17 protein-coding genes are annotated in these 17198 nt (G+C 56.4%); all 17 read right to left on the reverse strand.

Annotated elements, in window-relative coordinates; all coding sequences use genetic code 11:
- Positions 1-74: 74 nt before the first annotated feature.
- A complete protein-coding gene (gene rpsO / locus IEX96_RS03250; RefSeq protein WP_149999915.1) occupies positions 75-344 on the reverse strand; it encodes a 30S ribosomal protein S15 in 270 nt (89 codons plus the stop codon).
- A gap of 15 nt (positions 345-359) precedes the next feature.
- The gene (gene truB, locus IEX96_RS03255; RefSeq protein ID WP_150004226.1) at positions 360-1271 is read right to left on the reverse strand and encodes a tRNA pseudouridine(55) synthase TruB; all 912 of its coding nucleotides are present in this window, start codon (positions 1269-1271) and stop codon (positions 360-362) included.
- Positions 1268-1693: a 30S ribosome-binding factor RbfA gene (gene rbfA / locus IEX96_RS03260; protein ID WP_150004227.1), complete on the reverse strand. Its 426-nt coding sequence runs from the start codon at positions 1691-1693 to the stop codon at positions 1268-1270. Before rbfA ends, truB begins: the two co-directional genes overlap by 4 nt.
- 14 nt (positions 1694-1707) lie before the next feature.
- A complete protein-coding gene (infB, locus tag IEX96_RS03265; protein ID WP_150004228.1) occupies positions 1708-4392 on the reverse strand; it encodes a translation initiation factor IF-2 in 2685 nt (894 codons plus the stop codon).
- Positions 4393-4435: 43 nt separating this feature from the next.
- On the reverse strand, positions 4436-5116 hold the full coding sequence (locus tag IEX96_RS03270; protein ID WP_150004229.1) for an RNA-binding protein: 681 nt from the start codon (positions 5114-5116) through the stop codon (positions 4436-4438).
- The gene (gene nusA / locus IEX96_RS03275) at positions 5113-6711 is read right to left on the reverse strand and encodes a transcription termination factor NusA (RefSeq protein ID WP_150004230.1); all 1599 of its coding nucleotides are present in this window, start codon (positions 6709-6711) and stop codon (positions 5113-5115) included. The genes IEX96_RS03270 and nusA overlap by 4 nt, the downstream gene beginning before the upstream one ends.
- Positions 6712-6753: 42 nt before the next feature.
- A complete protein-coding gene (gene rimP / locus IEX96_RS03280) occupies positions 6754-7248 on the reverse strand; it encodes a ribosome maturation factor RimP (protein WP_210431387.1) in 495 nt (164 codons plus the stop codon).
- A gap of 184 nt (positions 7249-7432) precedes the next feature.
- Positions 7433-8143 (reverse strand): tRNA (guanine(46)-N(7))-methyltransferase TrmB, encoded by a 711-nt coding sequence (trmB, locus tag IEX96_RS03285; protein ID WP_150004505.1) that lies wholly within the window; start codon positions 8141-8143, stop codon positions 7433-7435.
- Between the two features lie 28 nt (positions 8144-8171).
- Positions 8172-9350: a methionine adenosyltransferase gene (gene metK / locus IEX96_RS03290; RefSeq protein ID WP_150004231.1), complete on the reverse strand. Its 1179-nt coding sequence runs from the start codon at positions 9348-9350 to the stop codon at positions 8172-8174.
- A gap of 213 nt (positions 9351-9563) precedes the next feature.
- On the reverse strand, positions 9564-9968 hold the full coding sequence (locus IEX96_RS03295) for a helix-turn-helix domain-containing protein (RefSeq protein WP_210431389.1): 405 nt from the start codon (positions 9966-9968) through the stop codon (positions 9564-9566).
- Positions 9969-10143: 175 nt separating this feature from the next.
- Positions 10144-11751, reverse strand: a complete 1608-nt coding sequence (lnt, locus tag IEX96_RS03300; protein WP_188873473.1) for an apolipoprotein N-acyltransferase — start codon at positions 11749-11751, stop codon at positions 10144-10146.
- A complete protein-coding gene (locus IEX96_RS03305; protein ID WP_188873474.1) occupies positions 11744-12616 on the reverse strand; it encodes a hemolysin family protein in 873 nt (290 codons plus the stop codon). The genes lnt and IEX96_RS03305 overlap by 8 nt, the downstream gene beginning before the upstream one ends.
- Positions 12613-13230, reverse strand: coding sequence for an rRNA maturation RNase YbeY (gene ybeY, locus IEX96_RS03310; RefSeq protein WP_229773498.1), 618 nt, complete (start codon positions 13228-13230; stop codon positions 12613-12615). Before ybeY ends, IEX96_RS03305 begins: the two co-directional genes overlap by 4 nt.
- Before the next feature lie 8 nt (positions 13231-13238).
- Positions 13239-14285, reverse strand: a complete 1047-nt coding sequence (locus tag IEX96_RS03315; RefSeq protein WP_229773499.1) for a PhoH family protein — start codon at positions 14283-14285, stop codon at positions 13239-13241.
- A 40-nt stretch (positions 14286-14325) separates the two neighbouring features.
- Positions 14326-15798 (reverse strand): tRNA (N6-isopentenyl adenosine(37)-C2)-methylthiotransferase MiaB, encoded by a 1473-nt coding sequence (gene miaB, locus IEX96_RS03320; protein ID WP_188873475.1) that lies wholly within the window; start codon positions 15796-15798, stop codon positions 14326-14328.
- A gap of 85 nt (positions 15799-15883) precedes the next feature.
- The gene (locus IEX96_RS03325) at positions 15884-16672 is read right to left on the reverse strand and encodes a lysophospholipid acyltransferase family protein (RefSeq protein ID WP_150004236.1); all 789 of its coding nucleotides are present in this window, start codon (positions 16670-16672) and stop codon (positions 15884-15886) included.
- Between the two features lie 89 nt (positions 16673-16761).
- The gene (locus IEX96_RS03330; RefSeq protein WP_149999925.1) at positions 16762-17196 is read right to left on the reverse strand and encodes a Fur family transcriptional regulator; all 435 of its coding nucleotides are present in this window, start codon (positions 17194-17196) and stop codon (positions 16762-16764) included.
- Positions 17197-17198 lie beyond the last annotated feature (2 nt).

Raw genomic sequence — 17198 nt, forward strand, 5'->3', positions numbered from 1 at the left:
CCGCGCCGACGGACAAGGTCCATCGGATCTTAAAAAAAGAGCCGGGCAATCGTAAACCCGGCTCCAAAACGTTCTTATTTGCGCAGTCCCAAACGTTTGATCAGGGCCGTATACCGGTTCTGATCCTTACGTTTGAGATAATCGAGCAAACGACGACGCTGATTGACCATTTTCAGCAAACCACGGCGGGAATGATTGTCCTTGGCGTGGGTTTTGAAATGGCCGGTCAGGTTAGAAATGCGTTCGGTCAGAATAGCGACCTGAACTTCAGGTGACCCTGTGTCGCTTTCGGCCTGTGCGTAGTCTTTGATCAGCTCTTGCTTGCGCTCGGCAGTGATCGACATCGATATACTCCATCATTAGAGATTAAAAACCCGCAAGGATTTCAACACACCGTTCGTACAGTCAGCGATTGCCACAGGGCGCTCGCCGCACATAAGAACCTGTATGCCTTCCTTAGCGGAGGGATGCCGGAGACTTTGACCCTGTTTAATACGGTCGGCCTCCTGATCCGTGACGGCCAGCGCCGGGATGTCGTCCAGCGCGGTCGTTACGGGAAGCACATTCGCTTCGACGGGCGTACTCTGCCCGACTTTTGCGAGATTTTCCAGCGAAATTGCAGCCTCTTCATTGAATGGCCCCACCCGGGTCCGCCGCAAGGCCGTCACATGGCCTACTGTCCCCAAATTATGGGCCAAATCCCGCGCCAAAGAGCGTACATAGGTACCCTTGCCGCAGGTCATGACAAAGCGGCCTTTTTGGCCATCTTCTTCCGCCCCCAAATAGCGCAGGGCATGAATGGTCACCGATCGGGCCGCCAAAGTCACATCCGCACCGGATCGGGCCAGATCATAAGCCCGCTTCCCTGCAATCTTGATGGCGGAATAGGCGGGCGGCACCTGATCGATGCTGCCGATAAAAGCGGGAAGAGCGGCTTCAATGGCGTCCGCTGTGGGGATCACATCGCTGCGGGACACCACCTCTCCTTCACAATCATCGGTGCTGCGGGCCTCGCCCCAGCCGATGGTGAAGGCATAATCCTTTGTGGAATCGACGATATAAGGCATGGCCTTGGTGGCCTCGCCCAATCCGATGGGTAAAATACCGCTGGCCAACGGGTCCAGCGTGCCCGCATGGCCCGCTTTTTTGGCATCCAGCAGCCAGCGTATTTTTCCCACCGCCTGTGACGAGGTCATTTGCAGAGGTTTATCGAGAATGATCCAGCCATGAATATCACGCCCCCGCCGTTTCCGGCCTGTTCGGGCGGTCATGCAGGTGCGTCCTCGTCATTCCCGTCCTCAAGGGTATCCGCCTGATCAATGTCCCGACGGACCTTATCGGAGCGCAGAATCGTTTCGATGCGGTCCCCTTCGCCAAAGCTTTCATCCAGTTTGAAATGAAGCTGTGGCAAATATTTCAGGGTCAGTTGTCGTGCCAAAAGCCCGCGAAAATGCGGAGCCGCACGGCTTAGGCCTTTCAGAACCGTTTCCGCATCGGCGCCCATCAACGGCACCACGAACACATCCGCATGACGCAGATCGGGGCTACATTCCACCGCCGATACGGTGACCAAATGACCCGCCACATCGGGATCAGCAATATCACCCCGGATCAGGGTTGCCGAAAGCGCATGGCGGATGGTTTCCGCCACACGCAAGAGACGCACATTGCGCCCGCCTTCACGCGCACCCATGCTTGCTCTCCTGGTCAGAGCTTGCGCTCAACTTCACGGGTTTCAAAGGCTTCGACCTGATCGCCGGGCCGCATGTCTTGATAATTCTCGAACGCCATACCGCATTCCACGCCGGACTGCACCTCGTCCACATCGTCTTTGAAACGACGCAGAGAAGACAAGCGCCCGGTGTAAATCACCACATTGTCCCGCAGCAAACGCGCCTTGGCATTGCGGCGGATCACCCCTTCGGTGACCAAGCAACCTGCAGCCTTGCCAGACTTGCCGGCAGAGAACACATCGCGCACTTCCGCCATACCCAAGGCCGTTTCTTCGATCGCGGGACCAAGCTGACCGGCCATGGCCGCTTTCACTTCATCCACCAGATCATAGATCACGGAATAATATTTGATCGGCACGCCATCGCGTTCGGCAGCCTCGCGAGCCTGCTTGTTGGCCCGCACATTAAAGCCGATGATCAAGGCATTGGACGCATTGGCCAAAGTGACATCGGTTTCGGTGATGCCACCGGCCGCTGCATGCAAAATCCGCGCTTTGATATCGTCGCCGCCGATTTTCGCCAAAGACTGCACAATCGCTTCCACCGTGCCTTGCACATCGCCGCGAATCACCACCGGAAATTCTTCGGCCTTTTTCTCTTTCAACTGGGAGAACATGCCTTCGATGCTGGTGGGAGTCGTGAACTGACGCCGTTTGCGCTGCTGTTGCTGGCGATATTGCGACACATCCCGAGCCCGGCCTTCGCTATCCACCACCGAGAAATCATCACCGGCAGAGGGCGCCCCGTTCAGACCAAGGATTTCCACAGGGCGAGCCGGCGCGGCTTCGTCCAACTGGCGGCCACGTTCGTCCACCATGGCCCGCACTTTCCCCCATTCGGCCCCGGCAACCACAATGTCGCCAACCCGCAGGGTTCCGCGCGCCACAAGAAGGGTCGCCACCGGACCACGGCCTTTTTCCAGCTTGGCTTCCACCACCACACCTTCTGCGGCGCGGTTGGGATTGGCCTTCAGCTCCAGCACTTCCGATTGCAACAGGATGGCTTCTTCCAGCTTGTCGAGATTCTGCCGCTTCAGCGCCGAAACCTCCACATCCAGAACGTCGCCGCCCATGGCTTCGACCTGCACATCATGCTGCAACAATTCCTGACGCACACGATCGGCACTGGCCCCCGGCGCATCCATTTTGTTGATGGCAATGATCATCGGCACATTGGCCGCCTTGGCATGATTGATGGCCTCGATGGTCTGCGGCATGATGCCGTCATCCGCCGCCACCACGATCACCACCAGATCCGTTACACGCGCCCCACGGGCCCGCATTTGGGTAAAGGCTTCATGGCCCGGCGTATCAAGGAAGGTGATTCGCGCCCCCGAAGACAGGGTCACCTGATAAGCGCCGATATGCTGGGTAATACCCCCGGCTTCGCCCGACGCCACATCGGTTTCGCGCAAGGCATCCAGCAAGGATGTTTTCCCATGGTCCACATGGCCCATGATCGTCACAACCGGCGGACGAACCTGCATATCTTCCAAATTATCTTCCTCGCCTACAAGGCCGATTTCCACATCCGCTTCCGACACACGCTTCGGCAGATGGCCCAATTCTCTCACCACCAGTTCGGCGGTATCCTGATCGAGATTTTCATTGATGGTGACCATCATTCCCATTTTCATCAGCACACGAATGGCATCGGTGGCTTTTTCGGCCATACGATTTGCCAATTCCTGAACTGTGATAACCTCCGGGATCACCACTTCACGGACCTTCTTATCCTGATCCTTGATGGATTGACCACCGCGGCGCTTGGCCTGTGCCCGACGGAAAGCCGCCATCGACCGGCGGCGCTCTTGCTCGCCATCGCTATCAAAGGCGCGATTGACGGTCAGCTTGCCAGAACGGCGACTGTCGCCACCGCCACGGGTGCGCCGACCCCGGCTGCGCTTGCTGTCTTCCTCTTCCGGCTTGGTTTCGCGGCGCTTGCTGGCAGGCTTTTTCGCATCTGCCTTCTTGGTGGATTCCTCGCGGGCCTGTGCTTCTTCTTCCGCTTTTTTGCGGGCTTCCGCTTCGGCTTTTTTACGAATTTTGTCTTCAGCGGCGCGTTTGGCGGCCTGTTCAGCCAACCGTTTGGCTTGTTCTTCCGCCTTGGTCAGCTCGCCCGCAGGAGCAGCAGCCGCACTATCGGCAGCGGCAACACCGGCTTTTTCGGCTTCGGCGCGGCGAGCAGCTTCAGCCGCTTCGCGCAAGGCTTCTTCTTCCGCTTTACGGCGCCGTTCTTCTTCCGCGCGCTTCTTTGCTTCTTCTTCCACCCGCAGCCGTTCAGCTTCGGCGCGTTTGCGCTCTTCATCAAGGCTGGCCAGCGCGCGCTTGCGTACTTCCAATTCCTGATTGGTCAAAGCCCCGGAATCCTGCCCGGAAGACCGTTTGGGCTTGGATGCCGTGGAGCGCGTTTGACGTTGTTGCTGCTTTTGCGGCGGCGACGCCGGTTTTTGAGCGGGCTTTTCCGTCGTAGGCTGCGCCGTCGTCGATGCGGCTTCGGTACCGCCCGCTTTCTTCAGCACACGCTTGCGGCGCCGCTCTACGACAACGGGCTTGGAACGGCCATGGGAAAAGTTTTGCCGCACTTGACCTGAATCAGGTCCCTTGCCGACACCGAGCGTGCCACGTCCAGAAAGGCTCAATTTGTTGTCGTCGCTCATATTCTCTCTTCGATCTATACACGAGGACTGCCCCCGTGATCCGTCATTCCGGCGCTCGAACACCCTCGGCCCGCATATCGGGCAAGGCTCCGAACAATGACTGACCACGCCACAAAGCCAGTCTGTTCATCTCACACAAGAGGCGATCCGCCCCTCCGCCAGCCATAATGGCAGCGTGTACCACATTCTCGCCCCCTAGCGCCAAACCCAATTGGTCCCGGCTTAAAAGAGCAACAATCGCAATAGCTTCACCGGCTGCTGCACGCAATTTGCGTCGACCATCCGGCGCTCCGTCAGTCGCCTCGATCAAAATGCGCGCCCGACCCGATGTCACTTTGGCACGCACCTTTTCAAAGCCCGTCACCAACCGTCCGGCACGTTTTTCAAGGCCAAGCCGACCCGTAACACGATTCACCAGCAAGCGATCGATCCGGTCCGGCAGATCGGCATCCACCATATCCGGCGTTACCGATTGCTTCAAAGACCGCGCCACTCCGCCGATAAACCGCCGCTTCAAAAGCCCTTCTTCAAAAGCGGCACGATCAGCTTTGATCCAGACCCCACGACCGGGCAGCGACTCCGCCAGATCCGGAACCAAATGACCATCGGGGGCCATAACAAAACGGATCATTGTTTCTTTGGACCCGGTGTCACCGCTTAAAACACAGCGACGCTCCGGCTCCGATCGCCGTTTGCCCGACCTCTCCGACTTGTCCAAAGTCACGCCTGTTCCGCGCTCCCTTCAGCCTCGCCACTCGCTTCACCGTCTGCTTCAATCTCGGCGTCCGTTTCCGGCTCATCCTCGATCCAGCCCGCAAGACGGCGTGCGCGCATGATCAAGCCTTGGGCCTCTAACGGGTCCAGACCAGATGTTTTCAAAGGCGCATCCCGATCCGAAACCAGCTCTTCCGGAGTGAAACCTGCAAAATCCTCAAGGGATTTCACATCCGCCTCACCCAAGGCAACCAGCATCAAGGATGTCAGACCATCAAGGGCCGCCAGCTCATCCGACACACCCAGAGCTTTGCGCTTTTCATCGGCTTCCGCCAATTTTGCATCCAAAGCATCTTGTGCGCGTTTTTGCAGCTCGCCCACCAAATCTTCATCGAACCCTTCAATGGCCGCCAATTCATCCGGCTCCACATAGGCCACTTCGTCAAGATCGCTAAACCCTTCCGCCACCAACAATTGGGCAAGGGTTTCATCAACATCAAGGGCTTCAACAAAAAAGCGGGTCTGTTGCGCAAACTCTTCCTGGCGCCGCTCGCTTTCTTCCTGCTCGGTCATGATATCGATGGTCCAGCCGGTCAATTGTGACGCCAGACGCACATTCTGGCCACGGCGACCAATGGCAAGGCTCAGTTGATCGTCCGGAACCACCACTTCGATGCGGCGGCTATCTTCATCCATCACCACCTTCGCCACTTCAGCAGGGGCCAAGGCATTGACGATAAAGCTGGCCTGATCATCCTGCCACGGAATGATATCGATCTTTTCGCCTTGCAGTTCATTCACTACCGCCTGAACGCGGCTGCCGCGCATCCCCACACAGGCGCCCACCGGATCGATGGAATTGTCGTTCGACAAAACAGCGATTTTCGCACGACTTCCCGGATCGCGGGCAACCGCTTTGATCTCGATGATATTGTCGTAGATTTCCGGCACTTCCTGCGCAAACAGCGATGCCATGAATTCCGGCTTGGTGCGCGACATGAAAATTTGCGGCCCGCGGGTTTCCCGGCGCACATCATAGATAATGCCGCGAATACGCTCGTTTTGCCGCAAATGTTCGCGGGGGATCACCTGATCGCGGCGCATTATGGCTTCCGCACGACCCAGATCCACAATGGCATTGCCATATTCGACGCGCTTGATCACACCGGTCACAACCTCACCAATGCGATCCTTATATTCTTCATATTGGCGATCACGTTCGGCATCGCGCACTTTTTGCACGATCACCTGTTTGGCGGTTTGCGCCCCGATGCGGCTATAATCGATGGGCGGCAAGCTATCGGCCAGAAAGTCGCCAATGGCGGCGTCTTCCTTATCATGCCGGGCATCCACGAGAGAAACCTGGGTGGCCGGGTTTTCCACCTCTTCCACCACCTCCATCACGCGAAAGAGCCGGATCTCGCCGCTTTTGCGGTCAATCTGGGCTCTGATCTCGTTTTCCGCGCCATAGCGCGAGCGGGCGGCTTTCTGGATCGCCTCTTCCATCGCCTCAAGGACGATTTCCCGATCGATCATTTTTTCCCGTGCAGCCGCATCCGCGATCTGCAACAGTTCAAGCCGATTGGCACTGACGGCCGCTGCCATGCTCTTCTCGCTCCTCACAAAGGGCCGCTAAGCCCACTTTCCTCAGTCGAACGACGCTTGCTGGCGCGCCGCCTCCAATAAATCGTCCGTCAAGACGAGTTTCGCCTTTTGGACCTGATCCACCGGCAAGAGACAATCTTTGCCATCGACCCGGACCTTAATCTTATCCGCTTCAAGCCCCAATAGCCGCCCGCGAAAACGGCGCTGACCATCAACGGCTTCTCCCAGTTCGATCTTTGCCTCGAATCCAGCCCACCGTTCAAAATCCTTACGGCGGGTCAGGGGCCGATCGACACCTGGCGAGCTCACCTCAAGCACATATTCACCGGAAATCGGATCTTCAACATCAAGAAGCGCAGAAATCTCATGGCTAAGATCCGCACAATCATCAACCGACATGGTGCCATCAGGCCGTTCTGCCATCACCTGCAATTTCGGTCGTTGATCGCCGCCAAAGCTGACGCGCACCAATTCGAAGCCCATTGCTTCGGCGGTGGGCTCAATGATTGCCCTGACTTTCTCTGCCGCATCCATCATCCGGCTCGCTGTCTTTCTGGTGAAAACCCGTTACATAAACAAAAAAAGTGGGCCGCGGCCCACTCCTCAACATCGATCCCGTATGTCTGGGAGAGCAGGACTATATATACACAGTGCATAGCAACACACAAGCCCGGAAGCTATGTCTATCGCCGCCCCCCTTTTACCACAAATCACGCCCGATTCAGAGCCTGCGATAACGAAAATAACAATCCCAGCGGCCTTCGCGGTCCGCCTTCAAGGCATAGCGGGTAAAAAGCCAATCACCCGGTGCCGTTCGCCAATCCTTCGGGCTTTCGGCCAGCCAGTCGAAATCGGACCGCTGGCTCATGCGCATGGCCGTCCATTGGCGATATACCGGATCATCGGTAACTATGCGCAATTCTCCGCCTTGCCGAAGAATACGGGCCAAAGCATCCAGATTGTGGGGATTGACGAATCGGCGCTTTGCATGACGGCGCTTATGCCAAGGATCGGGATGTAACAAATACACCATGTCCAAAGATCCATCGGGCAAGGCGTCGATCAAATCGCGGGCATCATCATCATAGACCCGCACATTGCTCAAATCTTCCCGCACCACCGTATCAAGAAAGCCCACCAGCCCGTTGATATAAGGCTCGCACCCCAAAAAACCGGTATCGGGCTGACGGATCGCCTGATGCGCCAGATGCTCCCCCTTGCCAAAGCCAATCTCGAGAGCGAAGCGAGAGAATTGGGGGCCAAACAGCGCTTTCGGGTCCAGTGCTCCGGGGCGCTTTTCCGGCTTTGAAAGGCCAATCTTTGGATAAAGATCGTCGATCAACCCCTGCTGCCGGGGGCTAAGGCCGGGGCCTTTGCGCCGCCCGAAGAACTGCCGTTCATTCAGGCGCGCGCGCTTTTCATCGGAAATCATGGATCGCAAGCCGCACCCTTATTGCCTTTTACGCGCCAAAGGCACCCTTGAGCGCATCTACCAGATCGGTCTTTTCCCAGGAAAAACCACCATCTTCGGTGGGGGCGCGACCAAAATGACCATAAGCAGCGGTACGCTTGTAAATTGGGCGGCTCAGCTGCAAATGCTCACGGATGCCGCGCGGCGACAGGCTCACCAATTCCCGCAGAATTTTTGAGACCTGATCTTCCGCCACTTCGCCAGTGCCATGAAAATCTGTATAAACAGCAAGTGGATAAGACACCCCAATGGCATAAGCCAATTGAATGGTACATTTTTCTGCCAGCCCTGCGGCCACCACATTTTTGGCCAGATAACGGGCCGCATAAGCCGCCGAGCGATCCACCTTCGAAGGGTCTTTGCCCGAAAAGGCCCCGCCACCATGGGGGGCCGCGCCGCCATAGGTATCGACAATGATCTTGCGGCCAGTCAGACCCGCATCGCCATCGGGGCCGCCAATCACAAATTTTCCGGTCGGATTTACATAGAACGCATCATCGGGGCACATCCAGCCTTCGGGCAGAACACGCTCCACATAACCGCGCACCAATTCACGCAAATCATCCTGGCTGATATTTTCTTTGTGCTGGGTCGATACCACGATGGATTTTGTCGCTACCGGCCGGCCGTTTTCATAAGCCAATGTGACCTGACTTTTGGAATCCGGCTCTAGGGCCACCGCTTCACCGGAATGACGCGCCTGCGCCAATTCCTTCAGGATCTGGTGGGCATATTGAATAGGGGCCGGCATCAAGGCTTCGGTTTCGCGGCAGGCATATCCGAACATAATGCCCTGATCGCCCGCGCCTTCATCCTTGTTGGACCCCGAAGCCGCATCCACGCCCATGGCAATATCGACGGACTGTGGATGAATATAGCAATCAAACAAAGCGTTTTCCCAATGGAAACCCTCTTGCTCATAACCGATCTCACGCACGGCATCCCGCGCCACAGCTTCCAGCATATCGGTGGTAATGTGGCTTGGACCGCGCACTTCGCCCGCCAAAACGATGCGGTTGGTGGTGACCAGCGTTTCTGCCGCAACACGCGAATGGGGGTCAGCGGAAAGATAAAGATCCAGAACCGCATCGGAAATTCGGTCAGAAACTTTATCCGGGTGCCCTTCGGACACGGATTCGCTGGTAAACAGATAATTGCGAAGCGCCACGCTATCCTCCAATCCTCAACCCGACCCAAGAGCTGGATCCACAGGCTCTATACCGAAGGTGTCGCATTTCGACAAGCATAAAGAAATCTTTATGTGCTTATACGAGGTGACAAATCCGTGTGCAAAAAGATCATGAAACGCAAAGCCCCGACGCCCAAAGCGCCGGGGCAAATGTTCCCGTCAATCTCGCCTTATGAAGAGAGCCGATGACGCTCAATCTTCATTTTGTGCAATGGATTTCACAAGCTCAAACATGCGCTTACGCACCTTTGGCTGCTCAATGCGGTAATAGGCCCGAACCAGTTCCAGCGTTTCCCGTTTGGACAACTGATCCGCTTCAAAAGGTTCCGCAGGCGAATCCGACATGCCCCGATTGGCAAACTCAACGCTTTCCGGCATGTCGTCAAAAAAGAAGGACACGGGGACGTCAAGAATCTGTGAAAGTTTGAACAATCGGCTGGACCCAATACGATTGGCCCCCCGTTCATATTTCTGGATTTGCTGAAATGTCAGCCCCAGTGCATCACCCAACTTTTCCTGGCTCATACCAAGCAAGGTTCGGCGCAAACGCACGCGCGAGCCAACATGTACATCAATCGGATCAGGATTTGCTGCCACCAAATTAGTCCTTATTCGTATTATAAGCGTGAGCGTTAGAAGCAAATTGCGTCATAAAAACGATCATAATGGTAGAATACAACCACTATATCGTAAAGCCACATCGAACACACAACGCCCGCTTATCTTTAACGTGCCGACCAAACTGTGGTCAAGGCGCAATAAACAGGCATTTTCAACCCGCATCACCCGCATTACGTGTTTTTCGCCGCCTAATGATAAGGGCCGCTCCAATTCCGACAAAGACCACCAGCAAACCATCGCCGATCCGGGCATAAAGGGGAGGATTGGGAAGCGCCACCGGCACCCCGCTATCGACAACACCCCGCCTGCCCAACGCAATTTGCGTTACAACCCGCCCCACCGGATCGACAACAGCACTGATCCCTGTCCCCGCAGAACGGATCAGGGGGACCCCTTCTTCAACGGCCCGCATCCGGCTTTGCGCAAAATGTTGATAGGGGCCAATGCTCAACCCGAACCAGGCATCATTGGTCAGATTGACCAACATCTCGGGCCGTTCCATAGGCGCGACAACGGCACCGGGAAAGATGGCCTCGTAGCACACCAGCGGGCTGAAGCTCGGCAATCCCGCAAGCGTCAACGTGAAGGGGCCGCTTCCCGACCCCAGATCATATAATCCGCCGGCAAGTTTCTCGAGTCCAAGCGCTGAAAGCACCGAGCGGGCTGGCAAATATTCCCCGAAAGGCACCAAATGATGTTTGTCATATTGGCCAAGAGTTTGCCCAAAGGAATCAAAGGCCATCACGCTGTTCATGGCTTTTGGGCGCCCATCGGCCCCCGTTTCCGCACGCAAAAGACCGGTAATCAGAACTCCGTCGGGAGGCAACATCCGGGAAATAATCGCCCGACCGCCGGGCTTTTGATCGAAAAACGGGTCGGTGATTGCCGTTTCCGGCCATAAAACAATGAGCCGGCCATCAGGATCTGGCAGGCTGTCGCTCAAATATAGATGATCGGAGAAATGATCGCGGCGAAGCGATCTGTCCCATTTCAATTTCTGCGGAATATTCGCCTGCACCAGCCGAACGGTCACATCAGGCACCCGCTCAAAGGGGGTCTGATTCATCCGCATCAGGCCATAACTTCCCCAAATCACAAGCCCTAAAACCGCAAAGCCCGGCCATATCCATCCCCGCGCGCCACCGCCCCCATAGGCGGGATGAAGCGCCAAAGGACTGATGGCGATCAACAAAGTGAAAAAGCCAAGGCCGTAAGTTCCCACCAGTGACAAAGGCTGCATCATGGGCGTCCAGACAGCCCAAATCGCCGCCACCGGGTTCCATGGAAAGCCAGTGAACAAATGCCCCCGCAGCCATTCCGCCACTGCCCATGCCAAAGCAAACACCATCATAGCCGTAAGGGACGGCACGCTCACACGGCGCGTAAAAGCCGCCACCAAGGCCGGATAAAGCCCCATAGCCAAAGCCAATAACAACACCGCTGGCGGCCCCATGGCATCCGGCACAGAGGGTTGATTGGCAAAACTTTGAACGATCCAGCGCAGCCCCAATGAAAAAAAGCCGAAGCCAAAAGCCCAGCCATCCCAAAAGGCCGCCCCGGGACCGGCGGTGCGCATGAACATCCACACAAAAACCGGCATGGTGATCAATAGAACCGGCAAATAGAATGTGGGCGCAAAAGCAAAGCTGGAAATCGCCCCCAAAGAAAACAGCAGCGCCCAGCGCAGGGGACGGCGCTGCAGCCAAGCCAGCCCGCGCCATTGTCGGCCGGGTTGCAATTCTACGAGATTTTCAGGCATTGCGGAGAGCAGCCGGCTTGGGAGTGAAAATTCTCAACCGCAAAATGCGTCTTGGCTCTGCGTCCACCACCTCAAAGCGCACACCGGATTCGTGCTTGATGCGCTCGCCGATCTGCGGCACCCGCCCGGCAAGGGAAAACACAAGCCCGCCCACCGTATCCACATCCTCCCAGCGCTCATCGGTCAAATCGATATCGATGGTTTCTTCCAGATCTTCCAAAGAAAGGCGGGCATCAGCATCGAATTTCCCTTCCCCCAAAGACCGGATCAGAACGGGCTCTTCGGTATCATGTTCATCTTCGATATCGCCAACGATTTGCTCTACCAGGTCTTCAATGGTGACAAGCCCGTCGGTGCCGCCATACTCATCGACGATAATGGCCATATGAATACGGTTCGCCCGCATTTTGGTCAAAAGATCCATGGCCCGCATGGACGGCGCCACAAATAAAACCGGCCGCTGAATATCCGCGACCCGCGATTGGCCCGGCCCTTCATCCGAACCATTGCCGTGCAGCAAGGTCAGCGCATCTTTCACATGCACCATACCCACCACCTCATCCAAAGAGCCGCGAAAAAGCGGCAGCCGCGAATGGGCCGCCTGGGCAAAAACTTTCAGGATTGCATCAAAGGATTCTTCGACATCCACCGCGACCACATCCACACGGGGCACCATGATGTCACAGATGCGCAAATCGCCGTTCTTCAAGATATTGAACAGCATCTTGATTTCATCGGGGCCAAGCGACAAGGTCCCCAATTCATCCCGATGTCTTTCGATGATCCCTTCAAAGGCTTCCCGCAGGCCCGTTTCATTCCCCCGCGACAAGCCCAATTTACGGGCGATGGTGCGCCAAGCGCTCATGGGGTTCGTCCCTTTATTGCCGCACTATTTTTCTGATCCCTATGGTCTTGATAGGGATCGCTGATGCCAAATCCGCCAAGAATACGCCGCTCCAGCGCTTCCATTTCTTCGGCTTCGTCCTCGTTTATATGATCATAGCCAAGGCAATGCAGCACCCCGTGTACCACAAGATGGCTCACATGATCGGCAAGTGTTTTCCCCTGCGCTTGCGCTTCGCGCCCGACCACGCCACATGCCAAAATCAGATCGCCCAACCCCACGGGCATCTCTGCCGGAAGCGTTTGCAAGGTCGGCTCCAGATCATCCCCTTCAAAAGCAGGGAAAGACAAAACATTGGTAGAGCCGGCCTTGCCGCGAAACGCCATATTCAACGCCGCCACCCGCGCATCATCGGCCAGTTCCACCGACAATTCGGTCGGGCGCGCCAATAAACCGGCCATGCCAATATCGCTGTGCAGCAGGGCCGCCTTGGCCATCGTTGCAATAAGGGTATCGCTTTGGGGGATCAAAGACAGCCATGTGCTGTCCGATATATGGATCTGGATATCGAAAGGGTCATCATCTGTGGCAACGGCCGAACCGTCACCGAAGGGACTTATAGGGTCTTCTGGCATCTCGAATTTCACAGTTCGGCTTCAGGAGAAGAAACGCCCATTTTATCATAGGCCGCAACGATACGAGCCACCAAAGGATGGCGCACCACATCTTTATCGGTAAATCGGATCACCTCGATCCCTGACACACCGGACAAGGTTCCAAGAGCATCCACAAGGCCGCTTTTGCTGGTCGGGGGCAAATCCACCTGGCTGGGATCACCGCAAACGGTCATCCACGAATTTTCCCCAAATCGTGTCAGAAACATCTTCATCTGCATGGGCGTGGTGTTTTGCGCTTCATCCAAAATCACATAGGCGTTTGAAAGTGTCCGCCCGCGCATATAAGCAAGGGGAGCCACTTCAATCTGGCCGGACAACAGCCGTTTTTCAACCTGATCGGCGGGCATCATGTCATAAAGCGCATCATAAAGGGGCCGCAGATAGGGATCGACCTTTTCCTTCAGATCACCGGGCAAGAAACCCAGATTTTCTCCGGCTTCCACCGCAGGGCGCGATAAAATGATACGGTCCACCTCGCCAGCCAGCATCCGGGCCACCGCCATGGCCACCGCCAGATAGGTTTTCCCCGTTCCCGCAGGGCCAATACCGAAGGTCAGCAACGACGATTGCATGGCCGAAATATAGCGGGTTTGCATGGGAGAACGCGGCTGGATAACCCGATTGCGCGTTACAATCCGCACAGAGGCATGATCGCCAGCCTTCACGGCCGCACCAGAAGAGCCCGCTGGTTTAGCGGCTTCCTTTTTAGGCAATCCGGGAGGGGTGCCCATCATACGCAAGGTTCCATCCACATCTCCCTGATCAAGGCTTTCGCCCTGTTCCAAACGCGCATAAAGCGACATCAGCACCCGGCGCGCCACGTCGCACGCATCCATCGGCCCATCAATTGAAAGCTGGTTCCCGCGATTGACGATGGTCACACCCAGCGTCTGTTCGATTCTGGCCAGATTGCGATCATGTGCCCCGTAAAGAGATGCAAGCAGCCGGTTATTCTCGAAATCGAGAAGGGGTTTGGATGTCGCGTTTTGCTGTGGCTGTGCCAGATCGTTCAAGCGCTGTTTGATCCCGTAATCGCTGCCAAGGGCGGCAAATCTAAAAAGATGTGCCGGTTAATACAGACCGACCGCGCAGGCTGTTCGGCCCTGCAGAAACAATTTCAACGTCCAGTAACCGGCCCATATGACGAGTGTATGGCTGCGCCTCCGATTCGTCCAGAGTCTCTGCACCGGAAAGCGACGCAAAATCCACATGAACCGCCTGATTATAGGGGCTGCGACCCAATAATTGCGCCGAAGACTTCCCTTCCCGTTCCATCAGAACCCGCATGGTGCGGCCCACGACGCTTTGATTGAAGGCATATTGCTGTTCATTCAACAAAGCCTGCAACGCAGCCAGACGCTCAGTTTTCACCGCTTCATCCACCTGTTCTTCGATCACACTGGCCGGTGTGCCGGGGCGCGGGCTATATTTGAAACTATAAGCCTGCGCATATTTAACGGACCGTACCAGCTCCAGCGTCTGTTCAAAATCCGCATCCGTTTCGCCGGGGAAGCCCACGATAAAATCCCCCGACAAGGCAATATCGGGCCTTTTGGTGCGCAAACGATCAATGATGCGGCGATAATCCTCGGCCGTATGGCGACGGTTCATGGCCTTCAGAATACGATCCGACCCGGATTGCACCGGCAAATGCAGATAGGGCATCAAGGTATCCAGCGCCCCATGGGCTTCGAACAGATCATCGCTCATATCGCGTGGATGGCTGGTGGTATAACGCAAGCGTTCCAGCCCTTCGATCTCGCTCAGGCGATAAAGCAGCCCTGCCAGGGATTGCGTGCCACCGGCCTGTGCCGCGCCGTGATAGGCGTTCACATTCTGGCCCAGCAAAGTGATTTCCCGCACGCCGCCATCCACAAGCCGCTGCGCTTCTTGCACAATATCGGCCTCAGGGCGCGACACTTCCGACCCACGGGTATAAGGCACCACACAAAATGTGCAGAATTTGTCGCAGCCTTCCTGAACGGTCAAAAAGGCTGTGGCTCCCTTATGTCCGGTCTTGCCCGGCAAATGGTCGAACTTATCTTCGGCGGGAAAATCCGTATCCAGCACCCGCACCGTTTGGCCCCGCGCCTGTTGCGCATCCGCCCGGTCGATCATATCGGGCAGCCGGTGATAGGTCTGCGGCCCGAAGACCATATCCACCGCAGGGGCGCGGCGCACGATTTCCGCACCTTCGGCCTGGGCCACACAGCCTGCCACGGCGATATACATGCTTTTGCCGTCTTTGGCGCGGCTGTCTTTCAGCTGACGCAAACGGCCCACTTCCGAGAACACCTTCTCGGCGGCCTTTTCACGAATATGGCAGGTATTGAGAATCACCAGATCTGCAGTATCCGGGCTATCCACCGGCGTGAAATCCCGACCCGCCAAGGCATCGGCCATACGCTGGCTGTCATAGACATTCATCTGGCAGCCATAGGTTTTGACGAAAACCGTCCGCTTGGCAGTGCTGGAGACAGCGGGGCTGTCCGCGCTGTCGGCTCTTTTATCAATGTGCTTGCTCATATGCGCGCCTATGGCCGAAAATCACCCTAAAATGCAAGCAAAACCGCGTTTAACCGCAAATAACATCCCAAGCAGGCCAACGCCGTCACTCTGCAATCCGCCCCATATTTGCCGCCGCCAGACCTTCGGAAACACGCGCATGGCATTGCGCCGCAAGCGTTTTACGGTCGATTCCCTGTGTCACCTCGATGGGGTCATGATACTGGATCACCGCCTTGATCCGGCCCAGCCGCAACATTTGCCAAATATGGCTGGTCAGTTCCATATCCCCATACCAGCCAATCAGCGGTCTTTGCGCCCGCGCTATCGGAATCCCGTTGATATGGGTATAGGCAATGGTGAAGGGCTGGATTTTCAGGCCGTCCATTCCCTGCGCCACGGAAAAAAGCGACGATTTAAAAGGCTTCACCATGGTCCCGTCGGTCGATGTTCCTTCAGCAAACAAGATCAGGCTGTCCCCCTCGGCCAGACGGGCACTGATCTCGTTGCGTTGATGGATGCTGGAACGGGGCCGACCGCGATCCACGAACACCGAACGATAAAGACGCGCCATCAGGCTAATGCCACCCCAGCCCGCCACTTCTTTCTTGGCAATGAAGGCCGCCTTCACATGACCGCCGATAATGGGAATATCCAGCCAGGAGATATGGTTGGAAACAAACAGCACCGGACCATCGGCCTGTTGCCCGCGTATCTCGGTTTCCACACCCACCAGCCGGGTGATGAAACGCGACAAGCCCATGGGAAAGCCCAACCAGTGCCGGGGCATGAAACGCAGCACGAAAAGCTGGAACGGCACCACAAACGCACAGCTTAAGACGATCAGGCCCAAAGCGCTGGCCGCCCCTAAATGGAATCCCAATGTGCCGCGCAATTCACGCAGGCTTCTGACCTCCGAAGGTGGCGCATCCGATGCCTCCAGACTTGACGGAGCGCGGTGGGGCGAGGCGGAGGACAGCGGACTTACTCTGGCTTGTTTTTACGGGACAAGGGAACGCCGTACAGTTCCATCCGGTGGTCCACCAGCCGGAACCCCAGCTTACGGGCCACATCCTTTTGCAAACGTTCTATTTCTTCATTGTGGAATTCAACCACCGTGCCGGTATCCAGATCGATCAGATGATCGTGATGTTCATCACTTACCGGCTCATAGCGCGACCGGCCATCACGAAAATCATGACGCTCCAGAATGCCTGCCTCTTCAAACAAGCGCACCGTCCGATAAACCGTGGCGATGGAAATGCGATCATCCACATGGGTGGCGCGCCGATACACCTCTTCCACATCCGGGTGATCGGTAGCATCGCTTAAAACACGGGCAATCACACGCCGTTGGTCGGTCATGCGCATCCCTTTATCGATGCACATCTGCTCGATATCGAGCGGCTGATCGTCCATTG

The sequence above is a fragment of the Iodidimonas muriae genome, from assembly GCF_014647255.1.
GTDB lineage: Bacteria > Pseudomonadota > Alphaproteobacteria > Sphingomonadales > Rhodothalassiaceae > Iodidimonas > Iodidimonas muriae.